The 23,890-nt window shown below is 72.3% G+C and carries 23 protein-coding genes; 17 read left to right on the top strand and 6 right to left on the bottom strand.

The window, feature by feature from the left end:
- The first annotated feature begins 231 nt into the window (after positions 1-231).
- From ABZ809_RS01000 to purB, 6 genes are all read left to right on the top strand, one after another.
- A complete protein-coding gene (locus ABZ809_RS01000) occupies positions 232-1,944 on the top strand; it encodes a sugar ABC transporter permease (RefSeq protein WP_357560268.1) in 1,713 nt (570 codons plus the stop codon).
- Between the two features lie 128 nt (positions 1,945-2,072).
- A complete protein-coding gene (locus ABZ809_RS00995) occupies positions 2,073-2,951 on the top strand; it encodes a TNT domain-containing protein (protein ID WP_357560267.1) in 879 nt (292 codons plus the stop codon).
- Between the two features lie 27 nt (positions 2,952-2,978).
- A complete protein-coding gene (locus tag ABZ809_RS00990; RefSeq protein ID WP_357560266.1) occupies positions 2,979-3,227 on the top strand; it encodes a hypothetical protein in 249 nt (82 codons plus the stop codon).
- A 186-nt stretch (positions 3,228-3,413) separates the two neighbouring features.
- Positions 3,414-3,923 (top strand): SigE family RNA polymerase sigma factor, encoded by a 510-nt coding sequence (locus ABZ809_RS00985; protein WP_357560265.1) that lies wholly within the window; start codon positions 3,414-3,416, stop codon positions 3,921-3,923.
- Complete coding sequence (locus ABZ809_RS00980; RefSeq protein WP_357560264.1) at positions 3,920-5,188, top strand: hypothetical protein; 1,269 nt, start codon at positions 3,920-3,922, stop codon at positions 5,186-5,188. The genes ABZ809_RS00985 and ABZ809_RS00980 overlap by 4 nt, the downstream gene beginning before the upstream one ends.
- A gap of 173 nt (positions 5,189-5,361) precedes the next feature.
- Complete coding sequence (gene purB / locus ABZ809_RS00975; RefSeq protein ID WP_357560263.1) at positions 5,362-6,786, top strand: adenylosuccinate lyase; 1,425 nt, start codon at positions 5,362-5,364, stop codon at positions 6,784-6,786.
- 142 nt (positions 6,787-6,928) lie between these two features.
- Here purB and ABZ809_RS00970 read toward each other — a convergent pair whose 3' ends face one another.
- Both ABZ809_RS00970 and ABZ809_RS00965 read right to left on the bottom strand, forming a co-directional pair.
- On the bottom strand, positions 6,929-7,495 hold the full coding sequence (locus tag ABZ809_RS00970) for a YbjQ family protein (protein ID WP_357560262.1): 567 nt from the start codon (positions 7,493-7,495) through the stop codon (positions 6,929-6,931).
- A gap of 24 nt (positions 7,496-7,519) precedes the next feature.
- Positions 7,520-8,203, bottom strand: coding sequence for a trypsin-like serine protease (locus tag ABZ809_RS00965; protein ID WP_357560261.1), 684 nt, complete (start codon positions 8,201-8,203; stop codon positions 7,520-7,522).
- Between the two features lie 400 nt (positions 8,204-8,603).
- Between ABZ809_RS00965 and purS the strand changes: the two genes are divergently transcribed.
- From purS to ABZ809_RS00945, 4 genes are all read left to right on the top strand, one after another.
- Positions 8,604-8,867 (top strand): phosphoribosylformylglycinamidine synthase subunit PurS, encoded by a 264-nt coding sequence (gene purS, locus ABZ809_RS00960; protein WP_155329437.1) that lies wholly within the window; start codon positions 8,604-8,606, stop codon positions 8,865-8,867.
- Positions 8,864-9,547: a phosphoribosylformylglycinamidine synthase subunit PurQ gene (gene purQ / locus ABZ809_RS00955; RefSeq protein ID WP_357560260.1), complete on the top strand. Its 684-nt coding sequence runs from the start codon at positions 8,864-8,866 to the stop codon at positions 9,545-9,547. The genes purS and purQ overlap by 4 nt, the downstream gene beginning before the upstream one ends.
- Positions 9,548-9,614: 67 nt before the next feature.
- Entirely contained in the window at positions 9,615-12,341 is a 2,727-nt protein-coding gene (purL, locus tag ABZ809_RS00950; RefSeq protein ID WP_357560259.1) for a phosphoribosylformylglycinamidine synthase subunit PurL, read from the top strand.
- Positions 12,342-12,345: 4 nt separating this feature from the next.
- On the top strand, positions 12,346-13,101 hold the full coding sequence (locus ABZ809_RS00945) for a 2-phosphosulfolactate phosphatase (RefSeq protein WP_357560800.1): 756 nt from the start codon (positions 12,346-12,348) through the stop codon (positions 13,099-13,101).
- Between the two features lie 185 nt (positions 13,102-13,286).
- Here the strand turns inward: ABZ809_RS00945 and ABZ809_RS00940 are convergent, their stop codons facing one another.
- Positions 13,287-15,239: a hypothetical protein gene (locus tag ABZ809_RS00940; protein WP_357560258.1), complete on the bottom strand. Its 1,953-nt coding sequence runs from the start codon at positions 15,237-15,239 to the stop codon at positions 13,287-13,289.
- Between the two features lie 160 nt (positions 15,240-15,399).
- On the opposite strand from ABZ809_RS00940, the gene ABZ809_RS00935 reads away from it, so the two are divergent.
- The 5 genes from ABZ809_RS00935 (at position 15,400) to amcA (ending at position 20,158) form a co-directional block, all read left to right on the top strand.
- Positions 15,400-15,753: a sterol carrier family protein gene (locus ABZ809_RS00935; protein WP_357560257.1), complete on the top strand. Its 354-nt coding sequence runs from the start codon at positions 15,400-15,402 to the stop codon at positions 15,751-15,753.
- Positions 15,754-15,924: 171 nt separating this feature from the next.
- On the top strand, positions 15,925-17,466 hold the full coding sequence (gene purF, locus ABZ809_RS00930) for an amidophosphoribosyltransferase (protein WP_357560256.1): 1,542 nt from the start codon (positions 15,925-15,927) through the stop codon (positions 17,464-17,466).
- Between the two features lie 59 nt (positions 17,467-17,525).
- Complete coding sequence (gene purM, locus ABZ809_RS00925; RefSeq protein WP_357560255.1) at positions 17,526-18,680, top strand: phosphoribosylformylglycinamidine cyclo-ligase; 1,155 nt, start codon at positions 17,526-17,528, stop codon at positions 18,678-18,680.
- A 169-nt stretch (positions 18,681-18,849) separates the two neighbouring features.
- Positions 18,850-19,941, top strand: coding sequence for a cyclophane-forming radical SAM peptide maturase AmcB (amcB, locus tag ABZ809_RS00920; protein WP_357560799.1), 1,092 nt, complete (start codon positions 18,850-18,852; stop codon positions 19,939-19,941).
- Complete coding sequence (amcA, locus tag ABZ809_RS00915) at positions 19,922-20,158, top strand: multiple cyclophane-containing RiPP AmcA (RefSeq protein ID WP_357560254.1); 237 nt, start codon at positions 19,922-19,924, stop codon at positions 20,156-20,158. Before amcB ends, amcA begins: the two co-directional genes overlap by 20 nt.
- Positions 20,159-20,301: 143 nt before the next feature.
- On the opposite strand, the gene ABZ809_RS00910 is transcribed toward amcA, so the two are convergent.
- Positions 20,302-20,517 (bottom strand): DUF3073 domain-containing protein, encoded by a 216-nt coding sequence (locus ABZ809_RS00910; protein WP_357560253.1) that lies wholly within the window; start codon positions 20,515-20,517, stop codon positions 20,302-20,304.
- Between the two features lie 287 nt (positions 20,518-20,804).
- Positions 20,805-21,887: a Glu/Leu/Phe/Val dehydrogenase gene (locus tag ABZ809_RS00905; RefSeq protein WP_357560252.1), complete on the bottom strand. Its 1,083-nt coding sequence runs from the start codon at positions 21,885-21,887 to the stop codon at positions 20,805-20,807.
- Between the two features lie 169 nt (positions 21,888-22,056).
- Between ABZ809_RS00905 and ABZ809_RS00900 the strand changes: the two genes are divergently transcribed.
- Together ABZ809_RS00900 and ABZ809_RS00895 are read left to right on the top strand one after the other, a co-directional pair.
- A complete protein-coding gene (locus ABZ809_RS00900) occupies positions 22,057-22,896 on the top strand; it encodes a hypothetical protein (protein WP_357560251.1) in 840 nt (279 codons plus the stop codon).
- A 250-nt stretch (positions 22,897-23,146) separates the two neighbouring features.
- Positions 23,147-23,356 (top strand): BldC family transcriptional regulator, encoded by a 210-nt coding sequence (locus tag ABZ809_RS00895; protein ID WP_007073996.1) that lies wholly within the window; start codon positions 23,147-23,149, stop codon positions 23,354-23,356.
- Positions 23,357-23,439: 83 nt separating this feature from the next.
- Here the strand turns inward: ABZ809_RS00895 and ABZ809_RS00890 are convergent, their stop codons facing one another.
- Positions 23,440-23,838, bottom strand: a complete 399-nt coding sequence (locus tag ABZ809_RS00890) for a PPOX class F420-dependent oxidoreductase (RefSeq protein WP_357560250.1) — start codon at positions 23,836-23,838, stop codon at positions 23,440-23,442.
- Positions 23,839-23,890: the final 52 nt, after the last annotated feature.

Here is a 23,890-nt window from a genome sequence, read left to right as displayed (position 1 = left end):
CCCGGCCCGCCCCGCGATCTTGCACTTTGTGCCCGGGCAAATGCCGCGTTTCCCCCAAAGAGCGGGCCGAAAGTGCAAGATCGCGGGCGGGGGTCGGGGCCGGGGCCGGGGCCAGGGCGGGGCGGGGCGGGGGTTGAGGAGGTGCGGGTCGCGGGTCGACGCGGTGTCGGGCCGGTGGCCTAGCCTGAGGCGGCCTGCCCTCCTGCCCGACTGACCGGAAGGACCGTTCCGGTGTCTGCCACCCCGACGTCCGTGCCCGACCCGAAAGCCTCTTCGTCTCCGCTGGCCGGCCCGCCCGGTCCGGAGTCGTCCGGAGGGGTCGGGATCAGCCGGGTCGCCCAGGTCGTCACCGGCCTGCTGCTGCTCGTGCCGGCGGTCGGCGCACTGCTCTGGTCGTACGTGCTGCCGTCGGTCAGCACGCTTGTGAAGAGCTTCCGGCGGGGCGGCCTGCCGGGCCGGCCGACCGAGTCGGCAGGCGGCGACAACTATGCGCAGGTGATCGAGCGCGGATTCCTCGGTGACCTGGGCTTCGCGCTGCTGCTCGCCCTCGTGCCGCTGCTGCTCGCGCTGGTGGTCGCCCCGTTGCTCGCGTTCGTCGCGGAGCGGGCCGGCCGGGGGCCCCGACTGGTGACCCGGGCGCTGCTGGCCCTGCCGCTGGCCGCCTATGCCCCGGTGGCCGTGGGGGCGGCGTGGACCCTGGACCGGTTCGAGTCCGACCGGGACGCGTGGGCCCAGGCGCCGACGCTGACCGCCGTACGCACCGTGGCGCTGCTGACGGCCGGGCTGGTGGTCGCGGTCGGCACCACCCTCTTCCTGGGCGCGCTGCGCCGACGTACCAGCGATGGCAGGCCCGGCGATGGCCGTTCCGGCCCGGCGGCCCTTGCCGTCGGCGGCGTGCTCGGGCTGACCGTCGTCGCGGTGACCGTGCAGTCGTGGTCCCTCCAGTGGCCCGTTCTCGCGGCGCGTGGCGACGAGGCCGGCCCGCTCGTGCGGATCGTCCGGGACAGCCTGGTCCGCGCCCAGTTCGGCGTCGGCGCCGCCGGCAGCGTGCTGCTGCTGGTGCTGCTGGCCGTGCTCGGCCTCCTGGCCGTCGGCCTGCTCCTGGTGACCCGGACGAGGATCTCCTTCACCGGGTGGCGCGACCGGCCGGCCGGCGGTACGCCGGAGGCAGGCGGGCGGAACCCCGCCGCGCTCGGCCTGCTGGCGGTAGGGCTGCTGGTGTTCCTCGGGGTGCTCGCGTACGTGCTGGCACCCTGGCTGCGGGCGCTGACCGCCGACACGCCGCCGCTGCCCTCCGGCGTCTCCACCGGGTCGATCCAGGCCAACACCTGGCTCCCGCCGTTGATCTCGGCGGTGGTCGGAGTGGGTCTCGCCGCGCTGGCCGGCTTCGCCGTCGGCGGCCTGCGCCCGCTGGGCCGGGCCAGCGAGCTGCTCCTCCTACCGTTCGCGCCCTGGCTCTTCGTCGGTGACGGCCCGCTGGCCCTCGCCCACTTCCTCCGGGCCCGGGAGGCCGACCAGGTCGACACCTTCGTCGGGCTGATTCCGCCCGGCTGGCTCTCCATCCCCGCGCTCGTGCTGTTCACCCTGTTCTTCCGGGGCCAGCGGGACCGCTGGGCGGCCGGCGGCCGGTTCGCGCCGACGATGCTGCTGCCCGCCCTGCCGCTGCTGGCCGGCGCCGGGCTGGTGAGCTGGCTGGCCGGTGCCCAGGGCTGGCTGTGGCCGCAGCTCGTGGTCCGGGACGTCCAACACGCCCCCGCGACCAACCTGGTCGTCATGCGGCTCGCCGAGAGGTTCGGCGACGGGGACGCCGCACAGGGGTTGATCGCCCAGGTGCTGCCGCTGCCGATGCTGGTGCTGTTCCTGGCCGGGTTCGTCGCGTTGCAGCTGCTCTACCTGGACCGGCTCGTGGTGCGGGCGGGGCCGACGGCGAGCCGGCCCGACTGATCGCGGCCCGGGCAGCCGTTCCTGACGGCGCGCTCGCCCGTAGGTGGACAAAACGAACAAAACCTCATATTCACCTTCGAACTTCCTGAAGATGAAGACGCTGTTTGTCCTTCATGAGGAGGTTTGTCGTGAATTCCAGACGCTGGCTGGTCGCCGTACTCTCCGGCGCGGCCCTGGTCCTGCTCCCCGGCGCCTCGTACGTCGCCGCCCCGCCCGCAGTGGCGCTGGCCGCCGCGCCCTCCGACGACGGCTCGGACGACGGTCGGCCGCCGACCGGGCAGGCCGGCGCCCGGCCGGGCGGCACCACCGGCCAGCCCTCGCCGGGCCTCTGCCGTCCCGGGCTGCCACCGAACGCGCCGGAGACCACCGAGTTCTTCGCCGGCAACCGGCTGCTCGGGCCGGCCCAACTGCCCTTCGCCTCGCCGGTCGGCCCGCTGCTCGCCGGCTATCAGCGGCTCGGCCTGCAGACCGAGAGCCAGTGGCTGACGAACTACACCTTCGGAAGCCCCGCGCAGTTGCGCTTCCCGCCGCAGGACGGCTACGTCCTCGGCCCGCACGGTGAGCCGATCAAGGCCCGGCAGACCCTGCTGCCCGGGTACCGCCTCGACCGCTTCGGCTTCCCCGGCGGCGCCTTCCTCGCTCCGCCCGGTACCCCGTTCAGCGCCCGCTCGCTCGCGCCGCAGAGCCTGAACACGCCGCCGATCCCGCCGCCCCCGCCGGGCGTCCCGCCGGCGGCCCCGCTGGCCAACTACCACACCTACTGCGTGCTCAAGCCGTTCGACGTCGACTCCGGCCCGATCACGCCGTGGTTCGCGCAGCCCGGAATGGGCACCCAGTTCCAGCTCAACCCGGCCTACGTGCCGCAGGCCGGCGGTCTCCTGAACGTGCAGTGGCTGATCGACCACCACTACCTCGTCGAGGAGTACCTCGACGGCGTCGCCCCGCCGTGCCCGACGACGGCGGTGCCGAGGCAGGGTGGGGCGGGCGGCGGCGTTCCCGTCTGCTGAGCCGCGTCGACAGGGGAGGTAAGGGGAGTGGACCGGCACGAGGTGCGTGACGCCCTGCTGGCGACCGGGATGTCCCCGGACGCGTTCGAGCTGGAAGGCGTGCACGAACACGTGCCGGTCCCGCCCGATTTCTGGTTCGTACGCCGGTCGCCGGGTGGCCGGTGGGAGGTCGGCTCCTACGAGCGGGGCCGGTACGACGTCCGGCTGGTCGTCGACACCGAGGCGGAGGCGTGCGCCGTGCTGTGGCGGGCCCTCACCGGCCGCCCCGCACCCTGAGCCGGTCGGAGCGCTGACCGAATGCGAGCTCGGCGGGGCAAATCAGCCCACAACGCCGCCCGTTTGTCGAGTGTTCCAGCACTGGCCACGCAGTGAGGATCGAGACTGCCCGCTCCGGCCGCCGAGCAACCTCACCGACCCGTCGTCCCGTTCCCCAGGCATGAGGCCAACGCAAGGTCCGGCGCGGTGAACCGGGCCGACGAGGACGAGTACCGGCAGTTCGTGAGCGCCCGGTTGGAGCCACTGCGCATCACGGCATACCTGCTCTGCCGTGACTGGCACACCGCGGACGACCTGGTGTCCATCACCATCGGCAAGCTCTACCGGCACTGGCGGCGGGTGCGCCGCGTGGAGCACGTCGACGCGTACGTCCGCGGCATGCTCACCAACGCCTGGCTGGACGAGCGGCGCCGGCCCTGGCGCCGGGAGAGGTCCACCGACGAACTGCCCGACCGGGCCGAGCCGAACGTGCCGGAGGTGGTACTCGCCGACCGGGAACTGCTCCTGGATCTGCTGGCGCAGCTACCGCCACGCCGCCGGGCCGTGGTGGTCCTGCGTTTCTACTGCGACCTCTCGGTCGAGGAGACCGCCCGTGCGCTGGGAATCAGCGAGGGCACCGTCAAGAGCCAGGCGGCACGAGGGCTGGAGAGCCTGCGAGCCCTGGTGCCGATGGACGCGGGCAGGGAGGGCGCATGAGCTACCGGACGATCTTCGACGAGGCGGTCAGTGAGGTACCGCCCAGCTCCATCGACCTGGACCGGGTCATCTCCCGACAGCGTCGTCGCCTGCGACTGCGCCGGCTCGCCGTGATCGGGACGGCGGCCGTCGCGGCCGGCGCGATCATGGTCGGTGTTGCCGTCACCGGCGGTCACCAGCAAACGGCCCCGCCTGCGGTGCCGAACCCGACGGTACGCATCCCACCGCCCGGCCAGAACCAGGTCTTCACCCCCACCGACCGGGCGATCTTCGAGGCGATGAGCCGGGTGGCGCCGGACCTCGAATGGATACGGCAGGACGGCGCCTGGGAGGGCGGGGTGGTCTGGGGCTCCGGGGCGAGCACCCGCGGCTACACCCCGGATGGCTATATGGGCCAGGGGCGGGTCCGTGCCGGTGACCGGTTCGGCTACCTAACCCTGGGCATCCCGCTGGACTGGGGAGCGTTGCGGTCCTGCTCGCCCCGGGAGGTCAAGGAGGCCCGTTGCGCCACCAGGACCGGACCTGCCGGCGAGACGATCCAGACCAGCTCCACGCGCAACCCGCATGGCAGGCTCGGCCGGAGTCCGACCGGCTTCACCATGACCCATTCGGTCTGGGTGCAGCGTCCCGACGGCGTGGTCCTCAACGTCCGCATCACGGGTGAGGACGAGGATCCGCCGCTCACCGAGGCGCAGTTGACCGCGCTGGTGCTCGACCCGGCCGTCGCCGAGGTGGCCGCTGATCCGCTCCGTGGGGACGCCCGGGTCCGCAAGCAATTGATCAACAGTTGGGTGCTCGCCGCGATTCAGCGGCAGGCCCCGGGTGTCACCGGCGCGGAAGGCGAGGGCCCGGTGTTCACCGCGAACGACCTGGGCGCGGGTTGGAGCGACCGCGGTGCCGAGACCCGGAACACGACGGACACCTACTGGGGTTACGGCCGGGTCATGGTCAAGCGGGTGGCCGGGCTCCTGTCGGTGGACATCCGGCGACGCGACGCGGCTCCGGCCGGTGACCTGGTCTGCGGTGAGTCCACCCCGACCCGGGTCTGTGCGGCGGGCGCGGGACCGCGCGGCGAGCGGCACCGCACCATCACGACCCGGGATGCCGGCGGGGTCGCCACGCAGCGGGAGATCGACGTACGGCGTGGCGACGGCATGTGGCTGCGGGTGACGCTCGCGGCGAACGCGACGGGCCGGTTTCCTCTGACCGCGACGCAGCAACTGGGGATCGCCCTCGACCCGACGGTCACGTTGCCCGGCCGCTGAGTTCCTTGAACGACCGACGCCCGCCCGGTGAAAAACCGGGCGGGCGTTGCCGGACAGACGTGGTTCGCCCAGCCCGGCACGGGTATGCCACCTGCCGACTTCTCCTTCCTCCTGACCGGTGACGGCTGGAGCCCGTACGGGCCGCGCCTCGGGCGTACGGGAGAATGAGGTACGTGACGACGATCCCGAACGTGCTCGCCAACCGGTACGCCTCGCCCGAACTGGTCGCCCTCTGGTCGCCGGAGGAGAAGATCCGGATGGAGCGGCGGCTCTGGCTCGCCGTGCTCCGGGCCCAGCGGGACCTCGGCGTGCCCGTGCCGGACGGCGTGGTCGAGGCGTACGAGCGGGTGCTCGACCAGGTCGACCTGGCCTCGATCGCCGAGCGGGAGCGGATCACCCGGCACGACGTGAAGGCCCGGATCGAGGAGTTCAGCGCGCTCGCCGGGCACGAGCACGTGCACAAGGGGATGACCTCCCGGGACCTCACCGAGAACGTCGAGCAGCTCCAGGTGCGCCGTTCGCTGGAGCTGGTCCGGGACCGGGTGGTCGCCACGCTGGCCCGGTTGGCCCGGCTCGCCGTCGAGCACTCCGACCTCGTCATGACCGGCCGTTCGCACAACGTCGCGGCGCAGGCCACCACGCTCGGCAAGCGCTTCGCGTCGGCCGCCGAGGAACTGCTGATCGCGTACGAGCGGCTCGACGACCTGATCAACTGGTACCCGCTGCGCGGCATCAAGGGTCCGGTGGGCACCGCCGCCGACCAGCTCGACCTCTTCGACGGCGACGCCGACCGGGTGGCCGAGCTGGAACGCCGGGTGGCCGGGCACCTGGGCTTCAGTCGGGTGCTCGACAGCGTCGGCCAGGTCTACCCGCGCTCGATCGACCTGGCGGTGCTCTCCGCGCTCGCCCAGATCGCCGCCGCGCCGTCGTCGCTGGCGACCACGATCCGGCTGATGGTCGGCCAGGAGTTGGCCACCGAGGGCTTCAAGCCGGGCCAGGTGGGCTCCAGCGCGATGCCGCACAAGATGAACACCCGGTCGAGCGAGCGGGTGAACGGCTTCGCGGTGATCATCCGGGGCTACCTGTCGATGGTCGGGGAGTTGGCCGGTGACCAGTGGAACGAGGGGGACGTCTCTTGCTCGGTGGTCCGCCGGGTCGCCCTGCCGGACGCGTTCTTCGCCGCCGACGGGCTGTTCCAGACCTTCCTGACCGTGCTCGACGAGTTCGGCGCGTACCCGGCGGTGATCAACCGCGAGCTGGAGCGCTTCCTGCCGTTCCTGGCCACCACCAAGATCCTGGTGGCGGCGGTCCGGCGCGGCGTGGGGCGTGAGGTCGCCCACGAGGTGATCAAGGAGCACGCGGTCGCGGTGGCCCTGGCCATGCGCGAGAAGGGCGCCGCCGAGAACGACCTCTTCGACCGCCTCGCGGCGGACGGCCGCCTGGGCCTGACCCGCGCCGAGATCGACGCCCTGGTCGCCGACCGCTCCGCCTTCGTCGGCGCCGCCCCGGCCCAGGTCGAGGCGGTGGCCCGCCGCGTCGCCGCGGTGCTGAACGCCCACCCCACCGCAGCCACCTACACCCCACCCCCCATCCTCTAACCCCTCCCCCTCTCCCCTCCCCCCGGCCAAGATCCCGTTGATCATGAGGTTGGCGGCGAAGTTGATCTCAGAAACCGCCGCTAACCTCATGATCAACGGGGTCAGGGCGGGGACGGAGGGGGAGAGGGCGGGGTCGGGCGGGTTAGGCGTCGCGGGTGGGGGTTTCGGCCGCCGAGCGGAGGTTGGGGGCGCTCGCGGGTTCGGCGATGCCGCCCGGGGAGTCGGCGAAGGCGGGGTCCTGCGCTGTCTCCGCGGCGACCAGCGGCTGGTCGTGCGGCATGACGTCGGGCACCTTGGCGACCGCGATCACGGCCGTGCCGTACGCGCAGATCTCCATCCACATCTCGCCGCAGTCGCGACTGTCGAAGCGCATCCCCACCACGGCGTTCGCGCCGAGGCGGCGGGCCTCCTCGCCGAGCCGGGCCACCGAGTCCGTACGCCACCGGGTCAGGTTGTCCGGGGCCATCGGGTCGTACGCGCCACCGCGCAGGTTCTTGACCCCCTCGCGGTACGGGTTCCGCGTCCTGGCCATCGATGACACCACTTCGCCGAGGATCTGGCGGATCTCGTACCCGGGTAGTTGCTCCGTCGTCACGACCAGCACGTTTCCGATGCTGTCAGGGTGACCGGCGCCCGATCGGCGGCCCTGGTCACCTGATCGGATGCTGCAAAACGGCGCGGCGCGGACGGCCGGCACCTCGCCGGCCATCCGCGCCGCCCGGGGCGCTAACCGTCAGACACCGGCCGTCTGGGTGATCCAGGCCCGGTTGTACGCGACACTGCCGTAGTTCTGGATGCTCTGGCCGTCGGCGGTGGAGGCGACGCCGACCTGGGCCCCGTTGTAGAACTGCGGGCCGCCCGAGTCGCCCCGCCACGCGTTGCCGTTGATCCGGGTGCTCCGGATGGCCTGGCCGCCGTAGGCGTCGGTGGCGCTGTTGCTGGTCACCCGGACGGTGGCCGTCTTGAGCTGGGTGGACGCCGAGCAGCCGCTGTAGCAGGTCATGCCCCAGCCGTAGATCGAGTTGGTGGAGTTGAGCGGCGGGTTGCTGTTGGCCAGCGTGACGTACGAGGTGCTGACGGAGCTGGACAGCCGCATCAGGGCCAGGTCGTACCGGCTGTAGGTGGCGCTGACCGTGCGGGTCTGGCCGCCGGAGGTGCGGTTGACGCTGCCGACCCGGACGGACATCGTGCCGCTGACGCAGTGCCGGGCGGTGAGCACCCAGTCCGGCGCGATGATGGTGCCGGAGCAGGTGAACGAGCCGTTGCTGAGCACGGCGGCGGCCCACGGGGCCGACGAGACGGTGCCGCCGCCGATGATGGGCTGCGGACCGGCCGGGGCGGCGAGGGCGCCGGAGCTGGCGCCGAGCAGGCCGGCCGCTGCGGTGGCCAGCACCGCGATCATGGATCGGATGCGCATGGGGGCTCCTTCGGGGCGGGGCCCGGGTTTCACCGGGGCGAACTGTCGGCCGGCGGGCGGGGGCCCGGCGGCCACCTACTCTGATCGACGTACGACGATGTACGGTAGGGCCCCGGAGGGGTGGCTCACAAGATATCCATCGAGGGTTATGGATCGCCTGGTATGGCGGGCCGGGCGGGCCGGCGGTCCGCGGAGCGGGGCGAAACGGATCGATCGGCAACGGACACGCATCGAGATCGCAACGAACCCGTATCGGTCTCCCGGGCCCGGCGACGGTGCCGCCAATCACTGCCTGAACTGCTCCGGCCGGTGCGTCCGGGGCGTTATCTGCCAGGTAGGCTGGCTGCGCTCGCCCGTTGTGGGTCGGCACCCAACTGCGTACACAGTCAGGAGTGCCCCAGTGCCTCGCGTCGTCGTCGACGTCATGCTCAAGCCCGAGATCCTCGATCCCCAGGGCCAGGCCGTCGCAAACGCGCTGCCCCGGCTCGGCGTCAGCGACGTCGCCTCGGTTCGGATCGGCAGGCGGATCGAGATCGAGTTCACCGGCGAACCGGATCTGGACCGGGCCCGGGAAATCGCCGACAAGCTGCTCGCCAACCCGGTCATCGAGGACTTCACGGTCCGTCTGGTCGAGGCCGACGAGACCGTGGACGCCCGCTCGTGACCGCCCGGGTCGGTGTGGTCACCTTCCCCGGCTCGCTCGACGACGGGGACGCGGCCCGGGCCGTCCGGATCGCGGGCGCCGAACCGGTCCGTCTCTGGCACGGTGACCCGCGGCTGCACGGGGTGGACGCCGTCGTCCTGCCCGGCGGCTTCTCCTACGGCGACTACCTGCGCTGCGGGGCCATCGCCCGGTTCGCCCCCGTGATGGAGACGATCGTGGACGCCGCCCGGGGCGGCCTGCCCGTGCTCGGCATCTGCAACGGCTTCCAGATCCTCTGCGAGGCGCACCTGCTGCCCGGGGCGCTCACCCGCAACCAGCACCTGCACTTCCGCAACCGCGACCAGATCCTGCGCGTCGAGTCGGTCGGCACCGCGTGGACGAACGCCTTCCAGCCCGGCCAGGAGGTGCTGATCCCGGTCAAGAACGGCGAGGGCTGCTACGTCGCCGACACCGCGACGCTGGACCAGCTCGAAGCCGAGGGCCGGGTGGTCGCCCGCTACGTCGGCGGCAACCCCAACGGGTCGCAGCGCGACATCGCCGCGATCACGAACCCTGCCGGCAACGTGGTCGGCATCATGCCGCACCCCGAGCACGCGGTGGAGGCGCTCACCGGCCCCTCCCTGGACGGGCTCGGCTTCTTCACCTCGGTGCTCAAGCACCTGGTGGGGGCGCCGGCGTGACCGTGCGCGGCATCATCGGTCGGCTCACCCGCCCGTCCGGCGGGCGCGAGCGCAGCGAGGAGAGGTCATGAGCACCCACCCGGACGAGGTACGGGAGAACCCGGAGGCCTTCCCGGCCGCCCCGGCGCAGCCGGTGGAGCCGCGTCCGGCCGACATCGTGCCGCCGGTCGGGCGGACCGGGCCGGCGACCGCCGACTGGGCCCCCGGCCTGGACACGGTGCCGCTCGCCGGGGGCACCCCCGACGAACTCCAGCCGTACGCCGAACTCGGCCTCCGCGACGACGAGTACGACCGGATCCGGCAGATCCTCGGCCGCCGGCCCACCCAGGCCGAGCTGGCGATGTACTCGATCATGTGGAGCGAGCACTGCTCCTACAAGTCGAGCAAGGTCCACCTGCGCCAGTTCGGCGAGAAGGCCCCGCCGAGCGACCGGCTGCTCGCCGGCATCGGCGAGAACGCCGGCGTGGTGCAGATCTCCGACGAGCTGGCGGTGACCTTCAAGGTCGAGTCGCACAACCACCCGAGCTTCGTCGAGCCCTACCAGGGCGCCGCCACCGGCGTCGGCGGCATCGTCCGCGACATCCTGGCCATGGGCGCCCGCCCGGTCGCGGTGATGGACCCGCTGCGCTTCGGCGCCGCCGACCACCCCGACACCGCCCGGGTGCTGCCCGGCGTGGTCGCCGGCGTCGGTGGCTACGGCAACTGCCTCGGCCTGCCGAACATCGGCGGCGAGGTCGTCTTCGACCCCTGCTACCAGGGCAACCCGCTGGTCAACGCGCTCTGCCTCGGCGTACTGCCGGTCAACCGGCTGCAGAACAAGGCGGCGGCCGGCCCGGGCAACGTCGTCGTGCTGATGGGCGCCAAGACGGGCCGGGACGGCATCGGCGGCGTGTCGGTGCTGGCCAGCGCCACCTTCGACGAGGGCAGCGAGAAGCGCCGCCCGTCGGTGCAGGTGGGCGACCCGTTCATGGAGAAGCTGCTCATCGAGGCCTGCCTGGAGCTCTACGACGCCCAGCTCGTCGTCGGCATCCAGGACCTCGGCGGCGCCGGCCTGACCTGTGCGCTGACCGAGACCGCCGCGGCGGCCGGCACCGGCATGCGGGTCCGGCTGGAGCTGGTGCCGCTGCGCGAGCCCTCGATGGAGCCGCACGAGATCCTGGCCAGCGAGTCCCAGGAGCGGATGCTGCTGGTGGTCGAGCCGGAGAAGCTCGACGCGGTGCTCAAGACCGCCGACAAGTGGGGCGTCTGGGCCACCGCCATCGGCGAGGTCACGCCGCCCGAGCCGGACGGCCGGCCGGGCCGGCTGCTGATCACCTGGCGGGACCAGTTGGTGGTCGACGTGCCGCCGGGCTCGCTTGTCGACGACGGTCCGGTCTACGCCCGCCCGATGCGTGAGCCGGCCGACCTGATCCTGCTCCAGGCCGACCGCGCGGAGACGCTGCCCCGGCCGGCCACCCCCGAGGCGCTGCGCGAGACCGTGCTGCGCATGATCGCGTCGCCCAACCTGGCCGACAAGACCTGGGTCACCGAGCAGTACGACCGGTACGTGCTGGGCAACACCGTGCTCGCCCAGCCGGAGGACTCCGGCGTGATCCGGATCGACGAGCGGACCGGGCTCGGCGTGGCGCTCTCGGTGGACGGCAACGGTCGGTACGCGCGGCTCGACCCCTACCATGGCACCAAGCTCGCGCTGGCCGAGGCGTACCGGAACGTCGCCGTCACGGGCGCGAAGCCGATCGCCGTCACCAACTGCCTGAACTTCGGCTCGCCGGAGGACCCGGGCGTGATGTGGCAGTTCGCCGAGGCCGTCCGTGGTCTGGCCGACGGCTGCGCCGAGCTGGGGATCCCGGTCACCGGCGGCAACGTCAGCTTCTACAACCAGACCGGCGCGGCGCCGATCCACCCGACCCCGGTGGTCGGCGTGCTCGGCGTGCTCGACAACGTGGCCGACCGGGTGCCGATGGGCTTCGCGCCCCGGCCGGGCGGCGAGCCCGACCAGATCTTCCTGCTCGGCGAGACGCACGTGGAACTCTCCGGCTCCGAGTGGGCCTGGGTGACCCACGAGCACCTCGGTGGCGTACCCCCGCAGGTCGACCTCGACCGTGAGCGGCTGCTGGCCGACCTCATGGCGGAGGCCGCGCGCGTCGGGCACCTCAGCTCCGCGCACGACCTCTCCGACGGCGGTCTCGCGCAGGGCCTGGTGGAGTCCTGCCTGCGGCGCGGCGTCGGTGCCCGGATCGCGGTGCCGGAGCGGTTCGACGGCGGTTCGATGCCGTTCGTCTATCTGTTCAGCGAGTCCGCCGGGCGGGTCCTGGTCTCGGTGGCGCGCGGCCATGAGAAGGCGTTCACGGCCCTGTGCGCCGAGCGCGGGGTGCCGTTCGAGCTGATCGGCGTCACCGATCCGGCCGGCGGTGCCCTGGACGTGCACGGCCAGTTCCGGATCGACCTGGACGAGCTGCGCGCCGCGCACGGCGAGACGCTGCCGCGCCTCTTCGGGGGCGCGGGCGTCGTCGACGTGCCCGCTCCGGCCGCCGGTGTGGCGGGTGCGGTCGAGGCCGTGCCGCTGCCCGTCGCCGAGCCGTCCGAGGCGGCACCGGTGGACCCGGCGGAGGTCGCGGCCGAGCCGATCGCGTCGGCCGCGCCGGCTCCGACGACCGGTGCCGTCGAGCCGGTGACCCCGGCGGACGCGGCCGGGTCAGGTCCGCAGCCGGCGGCCGATCCCGCCGACGGGCCGGCCGAGACCGGCGGGACGCCCGCCCCCGAAACCGGTGACACCGAGCCCGGCCAGCGCTGAGGCGTTGGCGGCGGCCGTCCAGACCCAACCCGGTTCCGGCGCCCGGTTCGACTGGGGGCTGACCGGGGCGGCCGAACTCGGCCGGGTCTGCGCGGTGCTGGTGGTGGTGGACGTGCTCTCGTTCACCACCGCCGTGGACGTCGCGGTCGGGCGCGGCATGCGGGTGCACCCGTTCCCGTGGGGCGCACAGGCGGCCGAGTACGCGCGGCGGGTCGGCGCCGTCGCGGCGGTGGGCCGCCGGCAGACGGCCCCGGACCACCCGTGGTCGCTCTCGCCGGCGGCGCTGACCACCGCGCCGGTCGTGGCCGACCTGGTGCTGCCCTCGCCGAACGGCTCGGCGATCAGCGCGGCGGCCAGTGCCACCGGGCTGCCGGTGGTCGCGGCCTGCCTGCGCAACGCGGGCGCCGTCGGCCGGTGGCTGCGCCAGCAGGGGTACGGCTCGACGAACGCCCCGATCGGCGTGATAGCCGCCGGCGAACGCTGGCCGGACGGGTCGCTGCGCCCGTCCGTCGAGGATCAGCTCGGGGCGGCCGGCGTGCTGGATGCCCTCTCCGGTGTGCCCGGCGGTCTCTCCGTGGAGGCGGCCATGGCCCTCGCCGCGCTCGCCAGCACCCCCGACGTCCCCGCTGCCGTACGCGGCTGCGTGTCCGGCCGTGAGCTCGTCGAGGGCGGCTTCGCCGGGGACGTGGAGGTCGCCGTCCGGGTCGGCGTCTCGGACGTGGTCCCGGTCCTGCGTCAGGGCGTCTTCTCCGCCGCCTGACTCGATGCCGCCCGACGCGATTCCGCCCGGCCAGCCCCGCGTCTCGGAGCGGTCCGTGCGCTCGATCCCGCCGGCCACGCGTCGGTCCAGCCAGCTCACCCGCACAGTGGCGAGGGCCGCCCGGATCGCTCCGGACGGCCCTCGCCGTGTGGTCGCTGGGCTTCGAGGCCTGTGCCCCGAGTGGGTCAGTCGTCCAGCCAGTCGAGCCGGCGACCGCCCCGGTCCTGCTGCGGCGGGCCGTCCGCGCGCCCACGACCGGCCTGCTCGTCGTATCCGCCCTGCTGGCCGTATCCGCCCTGGCCGTAGCCGCCCCGGTCGTCGTAGCCGCGCTGCGAGGGCTCCTGCCCGTAGCCGCCCTGCTGGCCGCCGTAGCCGCCCTGGTTGTCGTACGAGGTGGGCTGGTCGTAGCCGCCGCTTTGGCCGTAGCCGCCGCCCTGCTGGCCGCCGTAGCCGCCCCGGTCGTCGTAGCCGCCGCGCTGCGCGGGCTCCTGCCCGTAGCCGCCGCCCTGCTGGCCGCCGTAGCCACCGCCCTGCTGGTCGTAGCCGCCGCGCTCGTAGCCACCGGTCGGCTCCCCGCCCCGGCGGTACGCCCCGCTGTCGGACTGGCCGTAGCCCTGGCCCTGGTCGGGCTGGTAGACGCCGGTCGCGTACGGGTCGGCCGGAGCCGGGTACTGGGTGGCGTCGCCGGTGTAGCGGCCGGTCGGCTCGTCGTACCGCTCGCCGTAACCCCGGCCGCCGCCAGCACCCGCCGAGCCGTAGTCGTCGGCGCCGTAGCCGCCACCCGAGGCGGGGGCGTTGCCGTAGCCGCCGCCGGAGTTGCCGTAGCCGCTGCCGGAGGACGGCGCGTTGCCGTAGCCGCCGCTGCCGGACGACGGCGCGTTGCCGTAGCCGCCGTAGCCACCCGAACCGGACGGCTCGTCGCCGTAGCCGCTGTTGCCGCCCCAGCCCTGTTGGCCGCCCGCTGCGCCGTAGGGCTGCGGGGGAGCGCCGTACGGGTCCGGCGGCACGTCGTCGACCACGGGGCGCTGCATCATCGTCGGGGCGTCGCTGAGCGCGGCACCGCCGACCATCGTCGGATCCGGCCCGGCGCCGACCCGGTTGACCACCCGGGTCTGGTCGTCCGAACCACGGAACCCACCGCGCGCCGCCGGGATCGCGCCGGCCGCGGCACCCGCCGGGGCGTCGTCGGTCTCGTCGCCGTTCTCCTTGCGCCGCATCCACAGCAGCACGATGGTGCCGACACCGGCGGCGACGAGCAGGCCGCCAAGCAGGATGATCAGCCAGGACCCCATCCCGCCGGAGTCCTCGTTGCTGGTGTTGGCCGCCGCGCCCGGGGCCGCGTCGGCGCTCTCCGTGGGGGTCTCCTCGAGGGGTTCCTCGGTGGGAACGGCTTCCTCGGAGGTCGACGGGGTCGGGCTCGGGGTGGTCTCGACCTTGATCGCCAGCGTGATGCGCTGGCCGGTGATCGACTGCCCGGCGGCGGCGTCGAAGCTCTTGGTGGCGTACACCTCACCGACGCTGGCGCCGACGGCGAGTCGGCCCGGCGCGATCGGCCGGTCCGTCGTGCCGTTGAAGCGGAAGTTGCCGTCGTCGTCGCTGACCGTGTCGATCTTCTTGCCGGCACCGTCCTGGAGCATCACCACGGCGTTCGGCACGGCCTTGCCGTTGGCCTGGGCGACCACCTTGCCGGAGACCGACTTGACGGTCTGCGGCTGCGCCTGGGTCGGCTGCGCCCGGCCCTTCACGGTTAGCTGAAGGGGGGCGGTGCCCGGGCCAGAGTTGGCCTCGACCGCAACCGTCACGGTGACGTTCGCGTCCCCGGCGTTGTCGTTGGCCCTGATTCGCAGCAGATGGGGCTTTGGCTGGCCGTTGTTGAAGTCGATATCCCCGCAGCCGCCAGAGCAGCTCACGCCACCCGGTAGGCCAGCGAGGCTGATTCGAGCCTTGTCGTCACCGTTGCCTGGTCTTACCAGAACAGTGACGGCGGCGTCGCTGCCGGCGTTGAGGGTGACCGAGCCGGGCGACACGGTAACGTCGGCAGCTAGGGCTGGTGTGGCAGGGGCGGCGAGCAGGGCGCCGACAACCAGCGCCACGACCACACCGGCCCGCTGCTTCCAGGCACGTCGGTGTGTTGACACGTCCACCGCCTTCCGGACTGACTTCCCTCGACCGGCGGGGCGCCGGGCCGGGGATCATCACGGTACGAATACGCCGTCGGCAACTATGCCTTGTCTGACCGGATCAGCGCGACCCAGGGCCAGCGTGAGACGTGTTGCGTCGGGGCCGTATCGTCCCGTCGTGTCCTCTCCGCACATTAAGTCCGCCGCGGTCGCGGCGGCGTTGTCGGCGCTTGACGAGGGGCGGGCCCCGGATCGACCGGTTCTCCGGGAGGCGGTACGTGCCCTGTTGACCGTCCTCGCGGAGCGCGCCCCCGGCCGATCGGTGGAGGTGCGTGTCCCACCTTACGGCGCAGTTCAGTGCATTACCGGCCCCCGACACACCCGTGGCACCCCGTCGAACGTCGTCGAGATGGATCCGGAGACCTGGCTGGCGGTGGCCACCGGGCGGCTCGAATGGGCCGTCGCAGTCACCCAGGGTCGCGTACGGATGAGTGGAATCCGGGCAGATCTCTCCGCGCATCTGCCGCTCTAGCTGCGCCGATGGCCATCGACCGATGACGGATCGGAGCCGGATCGTGACTTTCTGTGTCGACAGCGATTCGCGTACACTGTCAGGCGACGACGGTGGTCCCGGCCGAGAAGTGCGGATTCCCTTCCCGCGAGGCTCCGCAAGGCCGGTCCAGATCAGCATGAGGGAGCGCAGGTGCCCCGAGGCGACGGCCGGCTGAGCCACGACCTTGATCCCCAACAACCAGGCCCACAGGACGAGTGCGGCGTCTTCGGCGTCTGGGCGCCCGGGGAGGAGGTCGCCAACCTGACCTACTTCGGTCTCTACGCCCTGCAACACCGGGGCCAGGAGGCCGCCGGCATAGCCGTCAGCGACGGTTCGGGCGTGGTGGTCTACAAGGATCTCGGCCTGGTCGCCCAGGTCTTCGACGAGCCGACCCTGGCGAGCCTGCGCGGGCACCTGGCGATCGGCCACGTCCGTTACTCCACCACCGGCGGCTCGACCTGGGAAAACGCCCAGCCGACGATCCGGTCCACCACGTCCGGCATCACCATCGCGCTGGCGCACAACGGCAACCTGGTCAACACCGCCGAGCTCCAGCGCGAGGTCGCCGAGCGGGGCCTGGAGGCCGACGGTTCGACAAACGACACCTCCCTGGTGACGATGCTGCTGGCCAGCCGTCCGGACCTGTCGGTCGAGGCGGCGGCGCTGGAGGTGCTGCCGCAGCTTCGTGGCGCGTTCAGCTTCGTGTTCATGGACGAGTCGACCCTCTACGCGGCCCGGGACGCGCACGGCGTACGCCCGCTGGTGCTGGGTCGGCTGGAGCGCGGCTGGGTGGTGGCCAGCGAGACCGCCGCGCTGGACATCGTCGGCGCGAGCGTGGTCCGTGAGGTCGAGCCCGGCGAGCTGATCGCGATCGACGAGGACGGTCTCCGCTCCAGCCGGTTCGCCGCCCCGGAGCCGAAGGGCTGCCTCTTCGAGTACGTCTACATCGCCCGCCCGGACGCCACCATCGCCGGCCGGAACGTGCACGCCGCCCGGGTGCAGATCGGCCGCCAGCTGGCCAGGGAGCACCCGGTCGAGGCAGACCTGGTGATCCCGGTGCCGGAGTCCGGCACCCCGGCCGCGATCGGCTACGCCGAGGAGTCCGGAATCACCTACGGCGCCGGCCTGATGAAGAACCCGTACGTCGGGCGCACCTTCATCCAGCCGTCGCAGACGCTGCGCCAGCTCGGCATCCGGCTCAAGCTCAACCCGCTGCGGGAGAACGTCCGGGGCAAGCGGCTGGTCGTGGTCGACGACTCGATCGTGCGCGGCAACACCCAGCGGGCGATCGTGCGGATGCTGCGCGAGGCCGGCGCGCTGGAGGTGCACGTACGCATCTCCTCGCCGCCGGTCAACTGGCCGTGCTTCTACGGCATCGACTTCGCCACCCGGGCCGAGCTGCTGGCCAACGGGCTGGACAACGACGGCATCCGGCGTTCGATCGGGGCGGACACGCTCGGCTACGTGTCGCTTCCCGGCCTGATCGCCGCCACCGAGCAGCCGAAGACCCGGCTGTGCCGCGCGTGCTTCGACGGGGAGTACCCGATCGAGCTGCCCGCCGGCAACATGATCGGCAAGCACGTGCTCGAAGGGGTGGGCCGGCGGGTCGTCGCGGAGGCGCCCGAGACCGCTGAGCACCCCGTTCCTCCGCTCGTCGCCACTCCGGGCGGCGTAACCACACACCGCCCGTAGCACCGCCCGGCGTGGTCGGTCACCGCCGACGCGACGCCAGAACCACAAAGGGGAGAACCGTGACGCACGTGTCCGAGCGCAGCGGCGCAGGAAGCAGCCCGACCGGCGCTGGCGGCGACCGCCAGCCCTGGACAGCGGGCACCGGTCGCCAGGCGCGCAAACGCTCGGTCTCGTACGCGGACGCGGGCGTCTCGATCGAGGCGGGTGACCGCGCGGTCGAGCTGCTGAAGTCGAAGGTGAAGCAGACCCGGCGCCCCGAGGTGATGGGCGATCTGGGCGGTTTCGCCGGCCTGTTCCGGCTGGACACGAAGAAGTACAAGAACCCGATCCTGGCCTCGTCCACGGACGGCGTGGGCACCAAGCTGGTGATCGCCCAGCAGATGGACATCCACGACACGGTCGGCATCGACCTGGTCGCGATGGTCGTCGACGACCTGGTCGCCTGCGGCGCGGAGCCGCTCTTCCTGCTCGACTACATCGCCACCGGCGAGGTCGTGCCGGACAAGGTCGCCGAGATCGGCGCCGGCATCGCCGACGGCTGCCGGTACGCCGGCTGCGCCCTGCTGGGCGGCGAGACGGCCGAGCACCCGGGTGTGCTCCGTCCGGACGAGTACGACATCTCCGCCACCGGTGTCGGCGTGGTGGAGGAGAGCGACATCCTCAGCCCGGACCGGGTCGAGGTGGGCGACGTGGTCATCGCGATGCGTTCCTCCGGCCTGCACTCCAACGGCTACTCGCTGGTGCGGCACGTGCTGCTGGGCGCCGGTCGGATGCGGCTCGACGTGGTGATCGACGACTTCGGCCGGCAGCGCACCCTCGGCGAGGAGCTGCTCACGCCGACCAAGATCTACGCGCAGGACTGCCTCAAGCTGATCGCCGAGGCCGAGGTGCGCTCGATCGCCCACGTCACGGGCGGCGGCATCCCCGGCAACCTCGTCCGGGTGCTCCCCGAGCACGTCGACGCGGTGGTCAACCGCTCCACCTGGAAGCCGCAGCCGATCTTCGACCTGATCCAGTCCAAGGGGCGGATCGAGGACCCGGAGATGGAGGCGACCTTCAACATGGGTGTCGGCATGTTCGCGATCGTCTCCGCCGAGGACGCGGACCGCGCGCTGGCCACCCTGACCGGCCGGGGCGTCGACGCGTGGCAGGCCGGCGAGATCATCGAGGGCTCCGGCAACGTGCAGATGATCGGCCAGCACACCCGGGGATGATCACGCTCAGGTGATCATACGGACACCTGATCAGGGCTTCACCCGAGTGGCCGTCGCCGCCTAGCCTGAAGGGCACCCTCAACCTGTCGGGGCGATCCGCCCGGATTCCCCGGCAGTCCTTCAGGCGCTGAGGAGGGCAATGGCTGCCCGTGGACAGTCGTTCAGCGGGATGCGCGGCCTGGCCGCCGTCCCCTCGTACGTGGTCATGCAGCCCACCACCCTGTGCAACCTGGACTGCGCCTACTGCTACCTGCCGTTCCGGCAAGCCGATCGACGGATGTCGGTGGCGGTCGCCGAGGCGGTGGCCGCCTCGGTGAACCCGTGGGCGGCGGCGGGCCGGTTTTCCGTCGTCTGGCACGGTGGCGAGCCGCTGGCCGCCGGCCGGGAGCACCTGGCCGCGCTGATCGCGCCCTTCGGGCCCGAGGTCGAGCACCACGTGCAGACCAACGCCACGCTGATCGACGACGCCTGGTGCGCGTTCTTCGTCGAGCACGGGGTGCGGGTGAGCGTGAGCGTGGACGGCCCGCGCGAGCGCAACGGCGAGCGGGTCACCCGGGGCGGGCGGCCCGCGTACGACCGGATCATGCGCGGCGTGACGGCCCTGCGCCGACACGGCCTGCCGTTCTCGGCGTTGGCGGTGGTGGGACGCCCCGAGCCGGGCCGCGCCGCCGAGTTGTACGACTACTTCCTCGGTCTGGGGTGTGACGTGCTCGGCGTCAACATCGAGGAGACCGAGGGGGTCAACGTCCGGGACAACTCCCACGACGACCGGCAGGTGACCGCCTTCTGGGCGGAGCTGCTGGCGGCCTGGCGCCGGGACCCCCGGATCCACCTGCGTGAGGTGGAGTGGTCGCTGCGGTACGCCGCGGCGGTGCTGGACGGCACCGCCGACCAGCTGCTGCCCCGGCGGCTGGACCCGATCCCGACCGTCGGTCACGACGGCTCGGTCACCGTGCTCTCGCCCGAGCTGGCGGGCTTCACCGACGCCCGGTACGGCGACTTCAGCAGCGGTAACGTGCTGGCCACCCCGTTGGCTGAGATCCTCGTCCAGGCGGACCGGACGCCCTGGGTCGGCGAGTTCCTCGCCGGCGTCGAGGCGTGCCGCTCGTCCTGTCCCTACTTCGGCTTCTGTGGCGGCGGCCACGCGGCCAACCGTTACTTCGAGCAGGGGCGTTTCGACGGTACGCAGACCACGCACTGCCGCAACAGCAAGATCCACTTACTGGAGGGAGTGTTGGAGCATGCCCGAGACCACCGTTGACCGGCAGCCTGACCAGAGGGCGCACGCCGCCCCGGACGAGGTCGCCGACCGGGTGCGGGACGCCGCGCCGGGGCTCACCGCACTGCTCCACGAGGCCGAGGTCGCGCGGCGACTGCGGGCGGAGGTGGCGGGCGGCGACGGTGCCAGCGCCGTCTGCGCCTGGAACCACTTCGAGAACATCCCGACGTTCTACAACTGGAACAACCGTCCCCGCTGAGACACACCACGATCAGGGACCCGACCACGGGCCGGAGGAGTCTCCGGCAGGGGTCAGGTCCCTAATCGTGGTTGTGGCGCCGCTTCGATGAGCACATGCGTGAGCACGCGGGCGATGACCGCGTGCTCAGCTGCTACCGGAGGTCAGCGGGTCGGACGTACCCAGGGATCCGGGTCTTCGTCCGCGTGATCCTCATCATCGTCTTCGACGTACTCTTTGTAGTCGTCGTCGAAGTTGTGCTCAGACTTACCAGCACCCGCCAACTCGCGCTGCAAGGCGGTGAGGTCGGTGTTCGGGGAGTGGTACTTCAACTCCCGGGCCACCTTCGTCTGCTTGGCCTTAGCACGGCCGCGCCCCATGGCTCGACCCCCTCGCACAGAATGCGGGGCAGCCCGAAGGCGGGCCCCGATGACGTCAGGCATCTCTCGTGGCTCTTACGGTACATGGGGATGCCACCGTTCGGCACCTCGGGTTACCGTCGGCCGGCACCGCGCGTCGCGGTCAACCGGCCGTCACCGATTGTACCCGGTAAGGAGCGGTATTGGGAGGCGCCCGTGACACCGGGCATAGCCCCGCGAATCCAGCTTAACGGGACGCGCCGCTCGCCGGGGCCGGGGGCGAAACGTCCGCTCCGCCCCCGGAGCGCTCAGCGCAGGTGGATCGTGCGCAGCCGGCCGACGTCGGCCATCCGCCGCTCCGCCAACCGGTCGGCCGCCACCGCCGGCGGAACGCCCTCGGCGTCGGCCAGCCGCAGGATCTCCCGGGTGGTGTCGTAGATCCGGGTCGCGCGCAGCTTGGCCCGCTCGAAGTTGAAGCCCTCGATCTCGTCCGCCACCTGGATCACGCCGCCGGCGTTCACCACGTAGTCCGGCGCGTAGAGGATGCCCCGGTCGGCCAGGATCTTCTCGATGCCCGAGTGGGCGAGCTGGTTGTTGGCCGCGCCGGCGACCACCCGGGCACGCAGCACCGGCACCGTGTCGTCGTCGAGCGCGCCGCCCAGCGCGCACGGGGCGTACACGTCGATGTCGCTGGCGACCAGCGCGGCGGTGTCGTCGACCAGCGCGACCTGCGGGTGGTTGTCGCGTACCCACTCCAGGGCCCTCGGGCTGACGTCGGTGGCCACCACCTCGGCGCCGTCGTCGAGCAGGTGACCGACGAGGTACTTGCCGACCTTGCCCAGGCCGGCCACACCGACCCGCCGGCCGGCGAGGGTCGGGGCGCCCCAGACGTGCTCGGCCGCCGCCCGCATGCCCTGGAACACGCCCCACGCGGTGAGGATCGAGGAGTCACCGGCGCCGCCGTGCTCGACACTGCGGCCGGTGACGTAGGAGGTCTCGCGGGCGATCACGTCCATGTCGGCGACGTAGGTCCCGACGTCGCAGGCGGTGTAGTAGCGCCCGGCGAGGGACTCCACGAAGCGGCCGTACGCGCGCAGCAGCGCCTCGCTCTTGATCCGCTCGGGGTCACCCCAGATGACCGCCTTGCCGCCGCCGAGGTCCAGCCCGGCCAGGGCGTTCTTGTAGGCCATGCCCCGGGACAGGTCGAGCACGTCCGCGAGGGCGTCGGACTCGCTGGCGTACGGGTAGAACCTGGTGCCGCCGAGGGCGGGGCCGAGCGCGGTGGAGTAGATGCCGATGATCGCCTTCAGGCCGGACTGCTTGTCCTGGCAGAACACGACCTGCTCGTGGCCGCTGGATCCCGGGTCGTCGTTGCTGGCGAATACGCCCATGACTCGCTCCTGGTGTGGGTGCATCCTTGTGGGACGCGGACCGGTGGACGCCGGCGGGATGCTGCCGGTGCCGCTGAGCCTAGTATCGGCCGACGCCGTCCGACCGGCCACGGCCTGCGTGCTCGCGGCGCGACGACGGCCGGGTTCCAATTCGTGGGAGGATCGCGCCGTGCCGTCGCTCTTCGCTTCATACCTGCGCGTGTACGAGCCGCTGACCGCCTTCGACCGGGACCGCCAGTCGTACTGGCGGCGCTACGTCGATCAGGGGCGGGCGGTGGCACCGGTCGAGGGGCCGGGCCGGCAACGGACGTCGGTGATCGAGGCGCTCGGGGCGGGCTGGACCCGGCTGCCCGACCTGCCGGACGAGGCGTACGTCCTGGAGACCGACGAGACGCTGCTGGTCTGCCCGTGGAACCTGCGGATCCGGGTGGCCGAGGCGGCGTTGAACGCGCGTGACGGCGTACCGCCGGTGCTCGCCGACGCCTTCGTGCCGCCGGTGCTCGCCGGTCAGGCCAAGGCCGTGGTGGAGGACTGGCGCAGCGGGGCCCGGGTGCTGGAGCACGGCGTGCCGCGGGTGCACGAGCAGATCGCCACGTGGGGCGTTCCACTGCGCTGGTTCGTGCTCTTCGACGCGGAGGAGCGGCACCACGTGACCCACCCCGGGCGGCGGGCGCTGCGCTACCGGACGGAAATCTCCAAGGCGCGACGCCGTTCCTCGCGCGCCCTGTCGGTGCTGCGCAAGTCGGTCGGCGACGCGCCGATCACGGAGGCGGTCGAGGAGGCCGCCCGCTGGCTCGAGGAGTTCCACCCGCGGTCGATGGTGGAGCTGGACTACGGGGGCCTGGTCGACCTGCTCCCGGACGAGAAGCTGACCGCCGACGACTCGCCCGAACTGGTGGCGAAGGGGCTCGCCGGGCTGTCCCGGGGCGAGGCCGAGGAGGCCTCGACGGCGTACGACACGTTGGTGGCCCGGTGGCGCGCGGTGCAGCTACTGGAACGGTGCAATTGACCGAAATCCCCCAGAGAGCGCCCCGAAGTCGAGATGCGCTCGTAGTTGACGCTTCACGAACCGTGATCATGAGTCCGAATAAGGTACTTTCTGCCATATTAAAGTTGCATAAATCGGGCATGGTTCATCCGTCCGTCTAGGGACGTTCGGCCGTTCGGCCCATGTCGGACATCGGGGACTAGCCGGACCATGGGAGACGCGTCGGCCGGCGGGACCCCGGCCGATGTCTATACATGTGGAGGAGTGACCGATGGCATCGCGAACGCACGAACCAGAGCCGCTACTCACACCGGCCGAGGTGGCGTCGATGTTCCGTGTCGACCCGAAAACGGTGACCCGGTGGGCCAAGGCAGGCAAGCTCAGCGCCATCCGCACGCTGGGTGGCCACCGCCGGTACCGTGAGTCGGAGGTCAGGGCCCTGCTACAGGGACAGATCCCCCAGCAGCGCCAAGGGGACTGACCAACGGGTAGTCAAGAGGTGTGACCACGAGGGGCGACGGACCAGGTCCGTCGCCCCTCGTCGTGTGTGGAGCCCGGGCGGGATCAGGCGCCGGCCGGCGGCTGGTCCGTCAGGGCGACCCGGATGCCGATCGTGCCGCCCTCGCCGCGACGCAGCCGGCTGCCGAGCAGGGTGAGCCGCCCGAGCAGCCGGTACTTCTGCTTGAGCAGCTCGCGCACCCGCCGGGTGTCGGCCGCGTCGTACAGGGTCGCGTGGGCGGCGACCGCCTCGCCGTGCGGCCGGCCCCGGACGTCGCACGGCGCCACCGTCACGTCGCCGCTGCGCCGGATCCGCTTCACCTTTCCGGCGTCCGCCGCCGACCACACCGCCAGCGCGTCGCCGTCGCGCACCGCCCAGACCGGGGTCGGCACCGCACGACCGTCCTTGCGGAAGGTCGTGAGCAGGATGTACTTCTCCGCCGTGAGGCGGTCCAGGGTGGTCATTCCGCAAGGATAAGGCCGGTGCGGCTGACTGAGCGGCCGGATAGCGTGAAGC

Origin of the sequence: Micromonospora sp. NPDC047074 (assembly GCF_040643815.1) — a bacterium.
Classification (GTDB): domain Bacteria; phylum Actinomycetota; class Actinomycetes; order Mycobacteriales; family Micromonosporaceae; genus Micromonospora.
This window is presented reverse-complemented; position numbering and strand designations above follow the sequence as displayed.

What these genes read in the sequence shown, in the direction of transcription:
- ABZ809_RS00980 (WP_357560264.1), top strand. Translation starts at nt 3,920, where the DNA reads ATGAGCTACCGGACGATCTTCGACGAGGCGGTCAGTGAGGTACCGCCC.
- ABZ809_RS00965 (WP_357560261.1), bottom strand. Translation starts at nt 8,203, where the DNA reads ATGCGCATCCGATCCATGATCGCGGTGCTGGCCACCGCAGCGGCCGGC.
- amcB (WP_357560799.1), top strand. Translation starts at nt 18,850, where the DNA reads ATGCGCGGCCTGGCCGCCGTCCCCTCGTACGTGGTCATGCAGCCCACC.
- purL (WP_357560259.1), top strand. Translation starts at nt 9,615, where the DNA reads ATGAGCACCCACCCGGACGAGGTACGGGAGAACCCGGAGGCCTTCCCG.
- ABZ809_RS00905 (WP_357560252.1), bottom strand. Translation starts at nt 21,887, where the DNA reads ATGGGCGTATTCGCCAGCAACGACGACCCGGGATCCAGCGGCCACGAG.
- ABZ809_RS00910 (WP_357560253.1), bottom strand. Translation starts at nt 20,517, where the DNA reads ATGGGGCGCGGCCGTGCTAAGGCCAAGCAGACGAAGGTGGCCCGGGAG.
- amcA (WP_357560254.1), top strand. Translation starts at nt 19,922, where the DNA reads ATGCCCGAGACCACCGTTGACCGGCAGCCTGACCAGAGGGCGCACGCC.
- ABZ809_RS00895 (WP_007073996.1), top strand. Translation starts at nt 23,147, where the DNA reads ATGGCATCGCGAACGCACGAACCAGAGCCGCTACTCACACCGGCCGAG.
- ABZ809_RS00970 (WP_357560262.1), bottom strand. Translation starts at nt 7,495, where the DNA reads ATGGCCGGCGAGGTGCCGGCCGTCCGCGCCGCGCCGTTTTGCAGCATC.
- ABZ809_RS00890 (WP_357560250.1), bottom strand. Translation starts at nt 23,838, where the DNA reads ATGACCACCCTGGACCGCCTCACGGCGGAGAAGTACATCCTGCTCACG.